The sequence below is a fragment of the Pseudomonas sp. MYb60 genome (assembly GCF_002979555.1).
GTDB lineage: Bacteria > Pseudomonadota > Gammaproteobacteria > Pseudomonadales > Pseudomonadaceae > Aquipseudomonas.
In genome coordinates this window covers 342,518-358,145 of sequence record NZ_PCOZ01000004.1, presented here as the reverse complement: position 1 = coordinate 358,145, position 15,628 = coordinate 342,518, and the positions used below count along the sequence as shown (strand labels likewise).

Annotated in this window: 14 protein-coding genes and 1 pseudogene; 6 read left to right on the top strand and 9 right to left on the bottom strand. The window is 62.7% G+C overall.

Annotated elements, in window-relative coordinates; all coding sequences use genetic code 11:
- Nucleotides 1-207: 207 nt before the first annotated feature.
- Together CQ041_RS26795 and CQ041_RS26790 are read left to right on the top strand one after the other, a co-directional pair.
- A pseudogene (locus CQ041_RS26795) lies at nt 208-1,020 on the top strand (MCP four helix bundle domain-containing protein); the annotation flags it as partial.
- The gene (locus CQ041_RS26790; RefSeq protein WP_371923010.1) at nt 1,015-1,878 is read left to right on the top strand and encodes a methyl-accepting chemotaxis protein; all 864 of its coding nucleotides are present in this window, start codon (nt 1,015-1,017) and stop codon (nt 1,876-1,878) included. The pseudogene CQ041_RS26795 and the gene CQ041_RS26790, both read left to right, overlap by 6 nt.
- Here the strand turns inward: CQ041_RS26790 and CQ041_RS09490 are convergent, their stop codons facing one another.
- Nucleotides 1,879-2,682, bottom strand: coding sequence for a hypothetical protein (locus tag CQ041_RS09490; RefSeq protein WP_105522595.1), 804 nt, complete (start codon nt 2,680-2,682; stop codon nt 1,879-1,881). It lies immediately after the preceding gene.
- 328 nt (nt 2,683-3,010) lie between these two features.
- Between CQ041_RS09490 and CQ041_RS09485 the strand changes: the two genes are divergently transcribed.
- The gene (locus tag CQ041_RS09485; RefSeq protein ID WP_105522594.1) at nt 3,011-3,913 is read left to right on the top strand and encodes a LysR family transcriptional regulator; all 903 of its coding nucleotides are present in this window, start codon (nt 3,011-3,013) and stop codon (nt 3,911-3,913) included.
- Here CQ041_RS09485 and CQ041_RS09480 read toward each other — a convergent pair.
- Together CQ041_RS09480 and CQ041_RS09475 are read right to left on the bottom strand one after the other, a co-directional pair.
- Nucleotides 3,905-4,663, bottom strand: a complete 759-nt coding sequence (locus CQ041_RS09480; RefSeq protein WP_105522522.1) for a substrate-binding domain-containing protein — start codon at nt 4,661-4,663, stop codon at nt 3,905-3,907. The two genes, CQ041_RS09485 and CQ041_RS09480, sit on opposite strands and share 9 nt — an antisense overlap.
- Nucleotides 4,663-5,967: an MFS transporter gene (locus CQ041_RS09475; RefSeq protein ID WP_105522521.1), complete on the bottom strand. Its 1,305-nt coding sequence runs from the start codon at nt 5,965-5,967 to the stop codon at nt 4,663-4,665. Before CQ041_RS09475 ends, CQ041_RS09480 begins: the two co-directional genes overlap by 1 nt.
- Nucleotides 5,968-6,231: 264 nt before the next feature.
- Between CQ041_RS09475 and CQ041_RS09470 the strand changes: the two genes are divergently transcribed.
- Both CQ041_RS09470 and CQ041_RS09465 read left to right on the top strand, forming a co-directional pair.
- A complete protein-coding gene (locus tag CQ041_RS09470; protein ID WP_105522520.1) occupies nt 6,232-7,140 on the top strand; it encodes a LysR substrate-binding domain-containing protein in 909 nt (302 codons plus the stop codon).
- Between the two features lie 77 nt (nt 7,141-7,217).
- The gene (locus tag CQ041_RS09465; protein ID WP_105522519.1) at nt 7,218-7,580 is read left to right on the top strand and encodes a 5-carboxymethyl-2-hydroxymuconate Delta-isomerase; all 363 of its coding nucleotides are present in this window, start codon (nt 7,218-7,220) and stop codon (nt 7,578-7,580) included.
- Nucleotides 7,581-7,636: 56 nt separating this feature from the next.
- Here CQ041_RS09465 and CQ041_RS09460 read toward each other — a convergent pair whose 3' ends face one another.
- From CQ041_RS09460 to CQ041_RS09445, 4 genes are all read right to left on the bottom strand, one after another.
- Complete coding sequence (locus CQ041_RS09460) at nt 7,637-8,572, bottom strand: LysR family transcriptional regulator (RefSeq protein WP_105522518.1); 936 nt, start codon at nt 8,570-8,572, stop codon at nt 7,637-7,639.
- A gap of 54 nt (nt 8,573-8,626) precedes the next feature.
- Nucleotides 8,627-9,814 carry a cyanate transporter gene (locus tag CQ041_RS09455; RefSeq protein ID WP_105522593.1) on the bottom strand — a complete coding sequence of 396 codons (1,188 nt, stop codon included), beginning with the start codon at nt 9,812-9,814 and terminating at the stop codon, nt 8,627-8,629.
- A gap of 103 nt (nt 9,815-9,917) precedes the next feature.
- On the bottom strand, nt 9,918-11,348 hold the full coding sequence (locus CQ041_RS09450) for an aldehyde dehydrogenase family protein (RefSeq protein WP_105522517.1): 1,431 nt from the start codon (nt 11,346-11,348) through the stop codon (nt 9,918-9,920).
- On the bottom strand, nt 11,345-12,970 hold the full coding sequence (locus CQ041_RS09445) for a 5-guanidino-2-oxopentanoate decarboxylase (protein WP_105522516.1): 1,626 nt from the start codon (nt 12,968-12,970) through the stop codon (nt 11,345-11,347). Before CQ041_RS09445 ends, CQ041_RS09450 begins: the two co-directional genes overlap by 4 nt.
- A 111-nt stretch (nt 12,971-13,081) precedes the next feature.
- On the opposite strand from CQ041_RS09445, the gene CQ041_RS09440 reads away from it, so the two are divergent.
- Entirely contained in the window at nt 13,082-13,960 is an 879-nt protein-coding gene (locus CQ041_RS09440; protein ID WP_105522515.1) for a LysR substrate-binding domain-containing protein, read from the top strand.
- A gap of 65 nt (nt 13,961-14,025) precedes the next feature.
- Here the strand turns inward: CQ041_RS09440 and CQ041_RS09435 are convergent, their stop codons facing one another.
- The gene (locus CQ041_RS09435; protein ID WP_105522514.1) at nt 14,026-14,640 is read right to left on the bottom strand and encodes an NAD(P)-dependent oxidoreductase; all 615 of its coding nucleotides are present in this window, start codon (nt 14,638-14,640) and stop codon (nt 14,026-14,028) included.
- A gap of 34 nt (nt 14,641-14,674) precedes the next feature.
- On the bottom strand, nt 14,675-15,541 hold the full coding sequence (locus CQ041_RS09430; RefSeq protein ID WP_105522513.1) for an MBL fold metallo-hydrolase: 867 nt from the start codon (nt 15,539-15,541) through the stop codon (nt 14,675-14,677).
- Between the last annotated feature and the right edge of the window lie 87 nt (nt 15,542-15,628).

Sequence of the window (15,628 nt, the reverse complement as noted above, 5' to 3'; positions counted from 1 at the left end):
TCGCCCGAAGTCAGGCGGAGGGGAAATTCTGGAAGCGATTATATAAACCGACCCGGGGAATGCAGCAGGCGCTCGTTTCGATAGTAATCATCAGTGTCATCGATGAAACGCTGCTCCTCTCATGCGTAGTGAAAATAACTCATTGATATAAATGACTTATTTTTCGCCGCTGGGTACGTGCCTAAAGTCCTCCCCCGGGCTGCCGAAATGCTCTCATACGACGTCGTATCCCTAATAAGAGAGCACCCCCCAATGTCCCTTCGCAGCCTGTCCATCGCCCGCCGTGCGGGTTTGGGTTTTGCCTTGATTGCTATGCTCGTAGCCCTGCTGGGGTTTTTTGCGCTGTCGAACATGGCCAGCATTCGCGCCAGTGCCGTGCAGGTGGAGCGCGGGCTGGTGCCCAAGATGCGGATGGTGTCGGATATCCGCGAGATCATGCTGCGCATTCGCACGATCTCTCTGCGCATGGCCCTCGACCCAAACCCCGCAGGTCTCTCGCAATATCGCAGCCAGATGGACACCCGCAGCCAGGACCTGACGAAAAGACTGGCCGACCTCAATGCCGTCATCGACACGCCCGAGGTGCGCACGCTCTATGACCAGTTCCAAGGCTCGCTGCGTCAGTACCAGCAGGGGCTGGCCCAGTCCTTTGTGCTCGCCGACAAGCAACAGGGCGCCGAGCTGAACAAGTTGCTGCTGGTGGACATGAAAACCGTGGTCGACGGCTCCGGTGCCCAGCTCAACGCCCTGGCCGATTACTACAACGCCCAGATCAACCAGCAGGGCGAGGTGGCCGAGGCGGAGTACAGCCGTTCGCGCACCATGGTATTCGGCTTCGTGATCCTGGCGGGACTGAGTACGGTGGCCCTGGCCTGGTTGCTTACTCGCAGCATTGTCGGGCCGTTGGGGCAGGCGATGCGGGCTGCGGAAAACGTCGCTCAAGGGGATTTGACCCAGGATGTGGAGGTGACCGGAAACGACGAAGTTTCCCGTCTGCTGGTGGCGCTGCAGTCCATGCAAGGCAACCTGCGCAGCACGTTGCAACTGATCCGCCAGTCGGCCGCGCACATGGCGGCGTCCTCCACCCACCTCAACGGCATTACTGACGAGAGCAGCCGCAGCCTGCAAAAGCAGACCGCAGAAATCGAACAGGCCGCGACGGCGGTCAACGAGATGACGTCGGCCGCCGATGAGGTTGCGCGCAATGCAGTGTCGACGTCCGAGTCCACCCGCCTGTCCAACGAAACGGCCCGTGAAGGTCAGCACCGCGTGGGGGAAACGGTCAGCGCGATCCAGGCCCTGAGCAGCAATATCGGCGAAACCTCGGGCCTGGTGCAGAACCTGGCCGAGCAGTCGCGGGATATCGGCAAGGTGCTGGACGTGATTCGCTCCATTGCCGAGCAGACCAACCTGCTGGCGCTCAATGCGGCCATCGAGGCTGCGCGGGCGGGTGAGTCCGGTCGTGGTTTCGCGGTGGTGGCGGACGAAGTGCGTGCATTGGCCCATCGCACCCAGCAGTCGACGCTGGAAATCGATCAAATGGTCACAGCCATGCGCACCGGTTCCAACGAGGCGTTGATGTCGATGCAGTCGAGTAGCCAGCGTGCCACCGATACCTTGACCCTGGCCGAAGGCGCGGGCGGTGCCTTGAGTCAGATCACCGAGTCCATTGACCAGATCCACCAGCGCAACCTGGTGATCGCCAGCGCCGCCGAGGAGCAGGCGCAGGTAGCCAAGGAAGTGGACCGCAATATCGTCAATATCCGCGACTTGTCGGCGCAGTCGTCCTCCGGCGCCGGGCAAATCAACGGTTCAAGCCAAGAACTGGCGCGCTTGGCCGTTGCACTCAACGAAGCCGTAGCGCGGTTCCAGTTGTAGTCAGTCGGGCGACAGTTCCAACACCCGGTTCCTGCCGCCCTCAGCCAACAGGTACGTGCCCCGTCCCGTCGCCACAATCGACTGGGGCGCCTTCAGGAATGAAAGAATGGTCTGCTGGCGTCCCTGCTTGTCAATCAGCAGCAAGCGCGCGCGGTGGGTAGCGTCTTCACTGACCCACAGCCCGCGCTCATCGCACATCAGGAACGTCGGCTGGTTGAGGTGGCTCAGCACCACCGGGTCGCTGCCGTCGGCGGTGAGCTCGCGAACCACGCCCTTTTTCTTCTCGTTGTAGAGCAGGCGCCCGTCGGTACAGCGCACGATGGATTCACCTTCCTGCACCTGATCGCGCAGCACGGTCAGGGACTGGTCGCTCCAACGGTAACGCAGCACGCGCCCGAACGGGGTACGGTCTTCGATGGCGTACAAGTCGTCGCCTTCATCCCACAAGCCTTGCACGCTTTCGCCCTTGAACAGCTCGGTGACCACGCCGTCCTTGAGGAAACTCACCGGCTTCCCGGCGGACTCCTGGCTGAACACCCAGCCGCCGTGGGTGGCGAACATGCCGTCGGGCTTGGACAGATGGCTGACCACCACTTCACGGGAATCATCCGGACGGATGCGCACAATGCTGCCCTTGGCGAAGTCCAGCTCCTGGCTGACCATAAAGGAACCATCCGGCAGCGGCGCCAAGGACGCCGCCTTGGGCACGTCGCGGTGCAGCACCCGGACACTCCAGCCGCTGGCTGTGCTGACGGGGTAAAAACTCTGCCAGGCAAAGAAGCCCAGGGTGGCGACGAGCAGCAGGCCAATGCCATACAGGCTGACTTTCAAAGCCTGATACGGCGAGGCGCTGCCTTGGGTTTTTCCAATGTTTCTGTTCATTGATCACTCAATCATTCGGTCTTGTTGTTCAGGACTCATGCCAGTCAGGCTGTCACTGTACGGCGTCATCGTGCTCACGTGCTTCGGGTGAAAAGACGGCCGCGTAGCTTACGACTTTTCGGCAGGTTTTCCTTCCCGCCTGGCTGCCGTATGGGTTCGCTGGAGAGGGTTCGACAGCCAGACTTCCATGGCGCGCCACCCGTTGCCGTACGATAATGCCCTCCAATCCGACCCGCCTGGCCATCTTTTCGTGATCATCAACTTCGACCTCAACGACCTCCAAGCCTTCCGCGCCGTGGTAGACAAGGGCAGTTTTCGTGGCGCCGCCGAGGCGATCCGAATCTCGCAGCCGGCCTTGAGCCGGCGCATCGAAAAGCTCGAATCCGCGCTCGATGTGAAGCTGTTCGAGCGCACCACGCGAAGGGTCAGCCTGACCATGGTCGGCCGCGCCTTCCTGCCGCAAGTGGAGCGCATGCTGGACGACCTCGACATCGCGCTGATGGGCATCAGCAACGTGGCCTCCACGCGCATGGGCAATGTCACCATCGCCTGCGTGCCTTCGACCGCGTATTACTTCATGCCCCACGTGATCTCCGAATTCCACAAGCTGTATCCGAAAATCCGCCTGCGGGTCCTGGATGCCAGCGCCGGCGAAGTGTGCAGCGCCGTGGAAAGTGGCGAGGCGGATTTTGGCGTGAGCTTCAGCGGCAGCCTGGCCGATGAAGTGGAGTTTGAATTGCTGCTGCAGGAACGCTACGTGCTGGCCTGTCGCCGTGACCATCCGCTGGCCGAGCGCGACAGCGTGAGCTGGACAGAAGCCTACGAGCACGACTACATCGAGGTGGACAAGACTTCTGGCAACCGTTTCCTGCTGGACCAGGCCCTGCGTGGGGTGCGGGTGAAGAAGCCGAGTATCTGCGAGACGCACCACGTGACCACCATGATCGGGCTGGTGGAGGCGGGGCTGGGGGTGGCGATGGTGCCATCGATTGCCATGCCGGCGAACCCACACCCGATTCTGGTCAGTGTGCCGTTGGTCGAGCCGCAGGTGATGCGCAATGTGGGCTTGATCAAGCGCCGCGGGCGGACATTGCCACCGGCGGCGCTGGAGCTGGAGCGATTGGTGCGGGAGATGCCGTTCCGGTCAGCGTGACACCGAGTCCAGCCCGGTGGACTGCACCAGCGGTTGGGCTTCGGGTGAGGCCAGGTACTTCAACAAGGCCTTGGCCGCTTGCGGATGTTCGGCATTGACCGGAATGCCCGCCGCAAAACGCGTCACCGACTGCACGTCCTCGGGGATTTTTCCGACATAGGTCACACCTGGCACCGGTAACAATTCCGCGACCTGCTGCAGCCCCACTTCGTAGTCCCCCTTGGCGACCACCGAGGCCACCGGGATGCGTTCAATCATGTCGCCTTTGGCGGGCATGCCGAGCTTCTTGAACAGCTCTTTCTCGACATACACACCGCTGGCGCTGTCCGAGTAAGCGATGGATCGGGCCTTGCTCAGCACCGCTTTCAATTCGGCGTCGGTGCCGATGGCCGGTTTGGCGGCGCCTTCCTTCACCACCAGGCCTATGCGCGAATCCGCCAGCTCGACGCGGGACGCCTTGTCGACCTTGCCTTGCTTGATCAACTCATCCAGGGCGTAGCCGACCATGATCACCACGTCGGCGTGTTCGCCGCGGGCCAGGCGGTTGGGAATCGCTTCCGGCGCCTTGCCCATGGACGGGCCGAGAACGGTGTCCAGGCTGTCGCCGCTTTGTTTGGCGTAGTGCGGACCGAGCAGCTTGTAGGCAGCGGTGAAGCCGCCGGAGGTCATCACGTTGAGCTCCTCAGCCTGGGCGGTGAGCGCCAGGGCGCCGAGGGTCAAGGCTGTCAGGGTTTTGAACAGAGACTGCATCACGCCGCCTCCTGCATCACTTGGCCACGGGCATTCGCGCGGCGATACAGCGCGAGGGTCGAGCACAGGGCGCACGCCGCGGCGAACATCATCCAGTAGGCCGGCGATGCCTTGTCGGCGGTGATGTGGATGAACCAGGTTGAAATCGCCGGGGTGAAGCCACCGAAGATCGCAGTTGCCAGGCTGTAGGCCAGGGAGAAACCCGCCACCCGCACTTCCACCGGCATGATCTCGGTGAGGGCCGGGATCATCGCGCCGTTGTACAGGCCATAGAGGCACGAGAACCACAGCAGGGTTTCCAACATATGGGCGAAGCTCGGTGCGTTGACCACGTAGGACAAGGCTGGGTACGCCGTCAGCACCGTCAGTACGGTCATGGCGATCAATACCGGCTTGCGGCCGAAACGGTCGCTCAGGGTGCCGCCGATCGGCAGCCAGACGAAGTTCGACACGGCCACCAGCAAGGTCACCAGCAGGGCGTCGGAGGTGCTCAATTGCAATACGGTCTTGCCGAAGGTCGGTGCGTACACGGTGATCAGGTAGAACGCGGTGGTGGTCATGGCCACCATCAGCATGCCGCCGATGACCACGGTCCAGTTTTTCACCAGCGTGGCCAGCACTTCGCGCATGGTCGGGCGATGCTTGCGGTTGGCGAACTCTTCGGTTTCCTGCAGATTGCGACGCAGCACGAAGATAAACGGAATGATCACGCAACCCACGGCGAACGGAATGCGCCAGCCCCAATCGGCCACCACGGCAGGTTCCATCCACACGTTCAGGCCATAACCCAGCGCGGCGGCGACCACGATGGAGATCTGTTGGCTGCCCGATTGCCAACTGGTGTAGAAACCCTTGCGACCCGGCGTGGCCATCTCGGCGAGGTACACCGACACACCGCCCAGTTCCGCGCCAGCCGAGAAGCCTTGCAGCAAACGGCCCAGCAGCACCAGCAGTGGCGCCCACAGGCCGATGGTGTGATAACCCGGCACCAGCACGATCAGCAGGGTGCCGCTGGCCATGATTGCCAGGGTCACGATCAGCCCTTTGCGGCGACCGACGTCATCGATATAGGCACCCAGGATGATCGCGCCCAACGGTCGCATCAGGAAGCCCGCGCCGAACACGGCGAAGGTCATCATTAATGACGCAAACTCATTAGCCGCGGGGAAGAACGCGGCAGCGATGTAGGTGGCATAGAAACCGAACAGAAAGAAGTCGAACTGTTCGAGGAAGTTGCCCGAAGTCACGCGGAAAACCGCACCAACTTTCGAGCGGGCAGAGTCGGGCCGGGTAGGGCTAGTCATGGTTTGTGTCTCCAGCGTTCTTTTTAAAGTGCTTGTTTCGCCTAAGACTGAGGATATTGGCTGACACATTTAGAAATGATAAGTGAGTTATTTGGATCTATTAATGCGCATTGGTTATCAATTGCTGATATTTCCCATGACGTTCCATATTCCGCAGCGCCAAATAGGGAAGGGGCAGCGCCTCCCACGCAACCATCGGCGCATAGACGCGGCTCCCCGGGCTTTCTAAACTGCGGCTTGTCTTGGGGAAAGGGGCAGGCGCCGATGAATCGCAATGAATTACGCAAGGCCGACATCAACCTGATGGTGGTCTTCGAAGCACTGATGCTCGAGCGCAACGTGACGCGGGTGGCAGAGAAGCTGTTTCTCGGCCAACCCACCATCAGCTCGGCCCTCAACCGATTGCGCACCTTGTTCAACGACCCGCTGTTCATCCGTGTCGGTCACCGCATGGAGCCCACCGCACGTGCCGAAGAGATCATCCAGCACCTGTCGCCGGCGCTGGATTCGCTGTCGTCGGCGCTGAGCCTGACCCATGATTTCGACCCGTCTATCAGCACCATGACCTTTCGCATCGGCCTGTCCGATGACGTCGAATTCGGCCTGTTGCCGCCGTTGCTGCGCAGCTTGAGGGGGGAGGCGCCGCAGGTGGTGTTTGTGGTGCAGCATGTCGATTACTGGCGGATTCCCGACCTGTTGGCCTCCGGCGACATCACCGTGGGCATCACCCAGACCCGTGGCCTGCCGGCCAATGCCAAGCGCAAGTTGCTGCGCCATATTCATCCACGCGTCCTGCGGGCCGACGCTTCCGACACGCCGCTGACCCTCGACGAATATTGCGCACGGCCCCACGTGCTGGTGTCCCACACCGCCAACGTGTCCGGGTTTGCCGATGAGTGGCTGGCGGAAATCGGGCGCAAGCGCCAGGTCGTGCTGTCGGTGCCGCAGTACAGCGCCTTGCCGGCGCTATTGGCCGGTACCGACCTGATCGCCAGCCTGCCGGATTACACCGCGGAGGCCATGGCGGTGTCGGGCAACCTGTTCTGCGAGCCGTTCCCGTTCCAGACACCCACCCTGGACCTGTCGATGGTCTGGCTCAGCCATGTGGACACCGACCCGGCCGAGCGCTGGGTGCGCTCGCGGCTGGAAGCGTTCATGAGTGACAGAGGGTAAGTAACCCAGGCGTGAGGCTCCGCCATTTCATCCGTGGTATATCTAGGAATCATCCTACGAAAGCCTCGGAGCTTCCCATGCCGCACCTGCACCTGGAATACACCGCGAACCTCACGCAACTGGACACTGACAAGGCCCTGTTGCGCCTGAATCATGCGCTGGTGGCGTCCGGTCAATTCGGTGCCGAGTTCGATATCAAGAGCCGTGCAATCGAAGTCGAGAGCTTTCGCGTCGGCACCGGCCTGAATGAACGGGGGTTTGTCGCGGTGCGACTGGCGTTGCTCAGCGGGCGCTCGCCGCAGGTCAAGAAACAATTGTCGGAAAGCCTGTTGGCCGTGCTGCAAGACCTCGGCCCATGGCCAGAAGGCATACAGGTGCAACTGAGTGTCGAGGCGCGGGACATGGACCGCGATACCTACAGCAAAGTCGCCGTCGGCTGAGGTCTGGCGAGGCTGCCTGCTCGGACTGGCGTGAGCAGCGGCCTCGTCACAGCGTGTTACAGCAATTTCTGCTGCGCACAGATTTTTACCACCTGTTCCCTGAACCAGGCGTTGGCACTGTCCCGTTCACTGGTTTCGTTCCACTGCATCTCCAGGGTAAAACCCGGCAAACCCGCAGGCGCCTCGCAATGGCCGAACATCGAGGCGGGCGCCAGCAATTGCTGTACGCGGCGGGGCAGGGTGACGATAAAGTCGGTGCCACTGATCATCTTCAACGCCGCACCGTAGCTGTTGGCGCGGGCCACCACCTGGCGCTTGCGGGCCTGACGCGCGAGCCAGCCGTCGATCATGTTGGTGTCGGACGTCCAGGGGGTTGGGAACACGTGGCGACGCTCGACAAAGGCGTGCAGGCTGAACGCCGGTTCGCTGTGGGCAGAGCGCTTGTCAAACACGCACACCAAATCATCCTCCAGCAACATCTGGCTATTGAAGTCTTGGTGGGCGCGGTGAAAGTGCGGGCCGAAGCAGATGATCAGGTCGAGGCGACCGTCGCGCAAACCGTCAGCGGGGATATCGGTTTCCAATTTATGCACATTCACGATCACCGGGAGGTCGGCGCGGTCGAAGTGCTTGAGCAGGCGCGGCAGAATCAACTGCTCGAAGTATTCCGGGGCGCACACATTGAACGTCACTGCGCGTTGCGTCGGGTCGAACGCCTGGCCACCGGCGTGGCACTGGTTGATGTTCTCGAGGATTTTCTGCACATGGCCATACATGTGCGTGGCCTTGTACGTCGGGCACATGCCGGCCCGTGTGTTGATAAACAGCTCGTCTTCAAAACTGGTGCGCAATTTTTTGAGGCTGTAGCTGACGGTGGACTGGCTGACACACAGGGTCTCGGACACTTCGGTCACGCTGCGCTGGTCGTAGACGGCGATGAACACCATCAGATCCTGCATGTCGAGTTTTCTGAGCAAATTACTGTTTAGCATCCATTCCATCCAGTCAGCCCTGGCACTGAGGCAGTGCGCGATAAGCGCCAGAGCTTAGCGGATATGGTGCCCATAGTGCGCGGGGTTGAACCGGGTGAGGATCAGCAACATCACCACAACCACCGCGGTCAGCGACCACCAGGCCCATTCAAAGCTGCCGAGCTGATCGCGAATCACCCCCGCGATCAGCGGCGACAGCCCGGCAATCAAATAACCGATGCCCTGCACAAAGGCGGTGAGGGCGCCGGCGCGGCGCGGGTTGTCCAAGTGGTCGAGGTACAGGATCAGGCTCATGGGGAACAGGCCGCCGATGCCCAGGCCCAGCAGGCAGGGCCACAGCAGGCTCAGGTGTTGGGGCGCCAGGATCAAGCCGCAGAAGCCGATGATGATCAACACCAGCAATACCGCCACCACACTGCGTTTATCCGGGTGCCGGTTGGCAATGGCCGGGGTGACCAGGCCGGATATCACCTCCATGGCCGTCAGGAAACCCAGCAACAGACCGGCGTTCTGTTCGCTCCAGCCTTGCTCCACGTAGTACGGCGCCAACCAGGCGAGCACACAGGTGTAGGACGCGGTGCCCAAGCCAAAGAAAATCGCCAGCAACCAGGCGCGAGCGTTGCCGAAAAACATGGCCTGCGTGTCGGTACCGGCCTGGGGCAACGCAGGCAGTTTCGCGCGCAGGGCGTACCAGGACACCAGCGCCAGTACTGCCAACACTGCCCAGATCGCCAGGCCCACGCGCCAGCTGGCGCTCTGGACCTGCACCCAGGGCGCGAACGATGCCGCCAGCGCGGCGCCGCCCATGATCGCGGTGACGTACAGGCCCATGAACAGCGAAACGTTGTCGCTGAACCGCGACTTGATCAGCGCCGGCATCAACGCCTGGATCAACGCAATCCCGACTCCGGCCGCGATGGCGCTGACGATCAGCTCCAGCGCCGAATCTACCCACAACCGCGACAGCGTGGCGCCGCCAATCACCAGCAACGACAGAACAATACTGCGGTGCTCGCCCAAGCGTTTGGCCACCGCCATGCCAAAGAACATCGCCAACCCCATGGCCATCACCGGCAGCATGGTCAGCAAGGCGGCACTGCTGAAACTCAAGGGCACATCGCCACGGATCGATGACAGCAACGGCCCCACGGCCGCCATCGACGGACGCAGGTTAAGGGCGACCAGCACGATGCTGATCATCAGCCAGACGGCGGTGGCGGGTTTTGCGTGAACGGTTTCCATGGGCAGGCCTTGAATGAACAAGGGCGAATCAGGCCACGGGGTGGGCGGGTCGGCAAACGAGAAAGTCGCAGGGCCTATTGAAAAATGCGATTCAACGGTGTCCTCAGTTGGCCCGAATCACATGCTTGACCTCCTGAAACGCCGCCAAGCCCCACGGCCCCAGCTCACGGCCGATGCTGCTCTGCTTGTAACCACCCCACGCTGTTTGCGGGAAGATCACCTGCGGCGCGTTGATCCATACCAGCCCGGCCTGCAAGGCGTTGGCGACGCGATCGGCGGTGGCAACGCTGGCGCTGACCACACTCGCCACCAGGCCGAAATCGCTGTCGTTGGCCAGATCAATCGCCTCGACCTCAGTGGTGAAACGCCTGACACACAGCACCGGGCCGAAGATCTCCTCATTCCACAACGCGCTGTCCAGTGGCACATCGGTGAACACCGTCGGCCGAATGAAAAAGCCGTGCGCCAGATGCGCTGGACGCTCACCGCCACACAGTAACCGCGCACCCTGCGCAAGGCCTTGCTGGAGATGCCCCAGCACCCGTTGATATTGCGCGTGGTTGATCAGCGCGCCCATTTCCACGTCCTCGGCAAATGGCTCGTCGACGCGAATCCCTTCAGCCCGCGCCTGCAAACGGCGCAGGAATTCATCCGCCAGGTTGTCGGCTACCAGCACACGGCTGGTGGCCGAGCACATTTGCCCCGCGTTGAAAAAGCCACCGGCGCACGCCAACTCTATGGCGAGGTCCAGATCGGCGTCGGCCATCACCAGCAGCGAGGATTTGCCACCCAACTCCAGGCTCACGCCCTTGATGGTTTCCGCCGCCCGTTGCATCACTTGCACACCCACCGCATTGCTGCCGGTGAAGGAAATCTTCGCCACGCGACGGTCCGCCGCCAACGGCGCCCCCACGGCCAGGCCAGTGCCGCACACCAGGTTGAAGACGCCCGCGGGGAACCCTGCCGCCGCGATGATGTGCGCCAACTGCAGCTCCGCCAGTGGCGTGACTTCCGATGGTTTGAGCACCACGCAGCAACCGGCAGCGAGGGCTGGGGCGAGTTTCCAGGCGGTGGTGACCATGGGGAAATTCCACGGCACGATCAGCCCCACCACGCCGCAGGGTTCGCGGCGCAGGCGTGCGCTGAAATCGTCGCTGGGCAGCGTCACGGGACAGTCCTGGCTGACGTCCAGTTGTTCGGCGAGGCCGGCGTAGTAGTCGAAGGTGGCGATCACGTCGTCCACATCGATACCCGCTTCTAACAGCGGCTTGCCGTTGTTGCGCGACTGCACCTGCATCAGCGGTTCGCGTTGTGCGCGCACGCCCTCGGCGACCTTGCGCAGCAGCGCGGCGCGATCCCGGCCCGAGCTGTTGCACCAGTCGCCAAAGGCCGCGCTGGCCGCGTCCACCGCCCGCGTTACCGCCGTGGCATCGCCGCCGCTGACGTGCGCCAACACGGCCTCGGTGGCGGGGTTGATCACTTCCAGTACCGTGTTACCTGCCAGCCATTCACCGTTGATATACACGCCGTTCATACCGCCACCTCCTGCATCCAAAGTCCCTGGTCGATTTCAATCAGCGTCGGCCCTTGGCGATCCGCCGCCGCCCGCAGTGCGCTACGCAACGGTGCGATCCCCTGAATACGCTCTGCGGCGCAACCGAGTGCCTTGGCTACACCGATAAAATCCGGGGTGTAGATGTCCACGCCCACGGGTTCGATGGCGCGGTTGAGCATGTATTTCTTGATCTCTTCATAGCCTTGGTTATTCCACAGCAGCACGATCACGGGCGTGCGTGCTTCCACCGCGCTGGCCAGTTCCGGCAAGGTGAATTGCAGGCCGCCGTCGCCGATCAGGCACACCACCGGCTGCCCGTCGCCCCGCCCGAGCCAGGCGCCGATGGCCGCTGGCAACGCATAGCCCAAGGTGCCGTAGCCGGTGGAGGCATTGAACCAGCGCCGTGGGTGGTCGAGGTTAAGGGTGAGGTTGCCGCTGTACACCGGCTGGGTGGAGTCGCCCACCAGTACCGCGCCGGGCAGTTCGTCCAGCACCGTTTTGAGCAATAGAGTGTGCGCACGGGTCGCGGCGTCCCAGGTGGGCGTGAGTTCGGCCCACAGACTAGCGACGCGTCGGGTGCCCCAATCGGCGTTGCGTGGCGGCAACGGCGTACTGGTTACCTCAACCAGCAAGGCCTCGGTGGCGATCTGCGCATCGGCCACCAGTGCCACGTGCGGAGGGTAATTGCGCACGGTCTGGTCGGGGTCGATATCAATGCGCAGCAGGGCGCCGGGAATTTCGAAACCGCCGGCGAAAGTGACGTCATAGTCGGTCTCGGCCAGCTCGGTGCCAATGGCCAGCACCACGTCTGCTTCGGCCACCAGGGCACGGGTGGCGACCAGGGTCTGGGTCGAGCCGATCAGCAGCGGGTGCGCGGCGGGCAGCAGGCCCTTGGCGTTGATGGTCAGTGCCACCGGCGCCCCGAGCATTTCGGCCAACTGGGTCAACGCGGGTGCAGCACCGATGGCGCCGCCACCGGCCAGGATCAACGGGCGCTTGGCCGCCGCCAACAACTGGCCCATCTGTTTCACGGCGGCGGGCGCCGCACCGGCGCGGGCCACGCTGACAGGTTGACTGCCCAGCAGCGCGTCGGCGTTTTCCACCAATACATCCAGCGGAATTTCGATGTGCACCGGGCGCGGTCGCCCGGCCTGGAACAGCGCAAACGCCCGCGCCAACACCCCTGGCAACTCGGCTGCCGACATCAGCGTATGGGAGAACGCGGCGACGCCCGCCATCATCGCGCTCTGGTTCGGCAGCTCATGCAACTTGCCGCGCCCGCCGCCGAGTTGGCTGCGCGACTGCACGCTGGAAATCACCAGCATCGGGATCGAGTCGGCATAGGCCTGGCCCATTGCCGTGGTGATGTTGGTCATGCCCGGGCCGGTGATGATGAAACACACGCCAGGCTTGCCGCGGGTGCGCGCATAACCGTCGGCCATGAAGCCGGCACCCTGTTCGTGGCGCGGGGTGACGTGGCGGATGCCCGAGCGGGCCAGGCCGCGATACAGCTCTACCGTGTGCACGCCAGGGATGCCGAACACCTGGTCGACGCCGTAGCCTTCCAGGAGGTGGACCAATACTTCGCCGCAGGTCGCCATGTACGTCGCTCTTGTGATGAATTCGTGGCGGTATTGGAGCGTCTGGCCGGTAGCGGCAACAATCGATAAAAAGTCATACTCGCCATGTCCTCACGTCATGGCTGCGCCCCAATGAAACGCCTTCCTCCATTGCCTGCGTTGCACACCTTTTGGGTCACGGCCCAGTGCTGCAACTTCACCCGCGCCGCCGAGCAGTTACACATCACCCAGGGTGCGGTGAGCCGGCAGGTCGCCGGGCTGGAAAATCACTTGGGGTATGCGCTGTTCCTGCGTCAGGCACGGGGCTTGAGCCTGACCGACGAGGGCCGTGAGTGGTTTGCGCGTACACAGCAGGTATTCGGCCTGATCGGCGACGCGGTGGAGCAGATCGGTAACCGCCGCCAGACCCTGCAACTCAAGGCCTCCACCTGCGTGATGCGGTGGCTGCTGCCGCGCCTGATGCACTGGCAACAGGAGCGCCCGGACGTGCCGGTGGAACTCACCACCACGGTCGCCTACACCGTGGACTTTCGTCGCGAGCAATTCGACGCCGCGCTGATCTACGCGCCCATTGTCGATCAGCCTGTCGAGGCCCGGCATTTGTTCGATGAGCAACTGACACCGGTCTGCGCGCCGTCCTTGCTCAACATGCTGCAGACGCCGGCTGACTTGCAGCAACAGATGCTGCTGCACCCCACGCGGGATGAACGGGATTGGGCGCTGTGGCTCAAGGCGGCGAATACACGCCTGAGCAATGTGGCCCAGGGGCATCATTTCGAAACGCTGGACCTGGCCATGACCGTAGCGTCCCAAGGCTCGGGCGTAGCGATTGGCGACAGTGCGCTGATAGGCGAGGATTTGAAGGCGGGACGGCTGGTGATGCCGTTCGACTTGAAGGTACCGACGGGGATGGGCTATTTCCTGGTGCATCCCCCCGGGACCCAACCCTCAGCGGGTCTGGAAGCGTTGATGGACTGGCTGGAGAGCCAGGCCCATTTTCCACACCACTGAGGGGCAGGCGGCTGACCCACCGCCTTCGCGGGCAAGCCAATTCTCACAGCGGTGCCCGCGCAGGGTCAGTAGCCGACGGTGAAGCGTTGGCGGGCGTGCTTGGGCGATTCAACCTCATCGATCAGGGCGATGGCATAGTCCGCAAAACTGATCCAGCTGCGGCCTTCATGGCTCACCAGCAAAGCATCCTGGCCCACGCGGAATGTGCCGGTGCGCTCGGTCTCGACGAACTCCGCCGACGGCGACAGGAAGGTCCAGTCCAGCGCCTTCTCTTCACGCAAGGCGTCGAGGAAAGCCGCGCCCGCGCTGGCTTCAGCCTTGTACTCCGGCGGGAATCCGGGGCTATCAATGACGCGGCTGCCATCCGGCAGCAACAACGAACCGGCACCGCCCACCACCAGCAAACGTGTTACGCCGGCTGTCTTCACCGGGCCGATCACGGCACTGGCGGGGAGGGTGGCGAAGTGTGCGGCGCTCACCACCACGTCGCTGCCACTGACGGCGTGTTGCAAGGCTTCGGCATCCAGCGCATCGACTTGCTTGAGGGTGACGCCGGCGCGTGCGGCGAGCTTGTCGGTATTGCGCGCGATGGCCACCACGCTATGCCCACGGCGCAACGCTTCTTCCAGCACTTGGCTACCGGCACGGCCAGTAGCACCAATGATTGCGATCTTGCTCATGACGTTCTCCAGTTCGTTAGGGATGTAAAACCATTCACCACTGCATTTCGCCCTTGGCGACCTTGGCGCTCAGTTCCAGGGAGCTTTCGTCGGCGAGGGTGGGGTAACGTTTTTTCATTGCCACTATCAGCGCGGCGGAGTCCTTGGCCTTGGCCGTCTCGACATCGAAGGCCTTGATGTAGTCGGCGGTAAATGCCACCGATTGCAGCGACGGCGTCCCCAGGTAGTGCCCCGGAATCACGGTGCGCGGCTGCAATTGTTCGATACGGTGAAGGGTCGCCAGCCAGTCCTGGTGAGACTGCGCGCCCTGGGTATCGGCCATCCATAGGTGAATGTTCTCGGCGATCACCACGCCACCGACCACGGCCTTGATCGACGGGATCCACACCACACTGCGATCCGGTTGCGGGCCGTCCAGGCCGATCACCTCCAGTGTTTGCCCTTCCAGGCTCAGGCTATGGCCCTGCAGCACCTGCGGCACAACGGTCCTGGCCGGTTTGTCGGCGCCCATTTTCGGGCCCCAGAACGCCAGTTTCCCGGCCACGGTGGCCTTGATGTGATCCACCACTGGCTGCGGCGCCACCACCTTGGCGTCGGGGAACGCGGCAGTGAGGGTGTCGAGGCCGAAGTAGTAATCCGGGTCGCCGTGGCTGATGTAGATGGTGGTCAAGTGCTTGCCACTGGCGCGGATCTTCTGCACCAGTTGCTCGGCCTGGCCTTTGCCGAATTGCGCGTCCACCAGGATCGCGTCCTTCGCACCACTGACCAGCACCGAGGTCACCGGGAAGATCGCCGCTTCACCCGGGTTATAAACGTCGAGGGTGAGCTCAGCCGCTGTGGCATGGGCGGCGAAGGCCAGGGCGGCCGTCGCCAGGGTCAAGCGTTTGAGGGTGGACAACATCGGGGCAGCTCCTGCCATCGCTAAAGGATGCACAGAGCTTAGTTGCACAAAACCCAACTAAAAATGCGATGCTGGGACATAGTTTGT